Origin of the sequence: Colwellia sp. MB3u-8, assembly GCF_014076985.1 — a bacterium.
Lineage (GTDB): Bacteria > Pseudomonadota > Gammaproteobacteria > Enterobacterales > Alteromonadaceae > Cognaticolwellia.
The window spans coordinates 1-1,183 of the sequence record NZ_JACGVA010000017.1 but is presented as its reverse complement, the minus strand read 5'-3'; the positions used below and the strand labels follow the sequence as shown (position 1 = coordinate 1,183).

The 1,183-nt window shown below is 36.3% G+C and carries 1 protein-coding gene; it reads right to left on the bottom strand.

What is annotated here, in order from left to right; all coding sequences use genetic code 11:
* Positions 1-579 precede the first annotated feature (579 nt).
* Positions 580-993 carry a hypothetical protein gene (locus H4J54_RS00135; RefSeq protein ID WP_182188830.1) on the bottom strand — a complete coding sequence of 138 codons (414 nt, stop codon included), beginning with the start codon at positions 991-993 and terminating at the stop codon, positions 580-582.
* Positions 994-1,183 lie beyond the last annotated feature (190 nt).

Below are 1,183 nucleotides of genomic sequence, written 5' to 3'. Positions count from 1 at the left end.
TAAAACAGCATGAAGTTTAAACGCTAATGAATATTGGTTGTAATGTCGCTTTCTTGTATGTCCCATGGTTAACCTCTTTGGTAACAATTAAATAAATAACTGTCCACCAAAGTGGTACAAGATCAAAGCGAAACGTAACCCACTGTTTTAGTTCCGTTTAAGTGCCTTGTTATGTGTGTATTAGAAAAACATTGGGGACGGTGTCTCGTCCCCTTTGCCCACTACCTAAAGCAGTAAAATGAAAGCTAAACGAATAGCCCATTTTACTACTTCAGGGTGTATTCTGACGGTCAGTTCAATTGTCATGAATAATCCTCAAGTGCAGATCCAAAGTACCGATAAAGAACGGTAAAACCGCTTAATACCATGACGATCCAGAACACCATGTCTGGTCGGTGGGATGTCAGATGCCACCTAACAGAGCCACTTTTGCCTACTTTTATACTTGATGAGTCAGAAATTCTTTACACTAGCTCGCACACATAACGCCCAATTAACGGGCAAAAAATTGTTTGCTAAAATGTTGAGGAACGAAAACAGCAAACTGTTTTTTGTCCCTGTTTAATTTCTTGTTAGGGTTCAATTTACACAGGTTTGGCTTCTAATTCGTTGAAACTTTTCACCTGACTCATTTTGTAAACTGAGAAGTTTTTTATTAACGGAAATAATAACATCTGTATTTTTATAACCGATAGGAAAAACAACCCCACCTTTAATTAATAATTCGTTATCTGTTACAACGGTTTGCAACTGTTGGTTTTTAATAAACCAGTCTCCGTAAGATTCAGACACTTTAATTTCACATTTACTACTTTTAAAAATATAAGCACTCCAAGAACCATTGTTCTTGAATTCCATAATTGCGCCAATAGAATTATCGGTTTTTGGTAAAACCCATGAACCAACGATCTGAGAAGTTAATTTTTCATCCATATCATCATTGGCAGATGAATTAATGCTAACTAAAATTAATAGATAAATGATGAATCGCATTTGAACCCTAACGCCCCATTAAGAGGCTTTTAATTGTTGGCTAAAATGTGAAGCGAAGCGGAACGTAGCCAACTGTTATTTGTCCCGCTTGAACAGCTTGTTATATTTTAAAATTTATAACCGATATCGAATGTTAAAGCTATCCCGCTCTCGCGTTCTTTAACCTCTCCACCACCAAAAAATATTCTGT

What these genes read in the sequence shown, in the direction of transcription:
- H4J54_RS00135 (WP_182188830.1), bottom strand. Translation starts at nt 993, where the DNA reads ATGCGATTCATCATTTATCTATTAATTTTAGTTAGCATTAATTCATCT.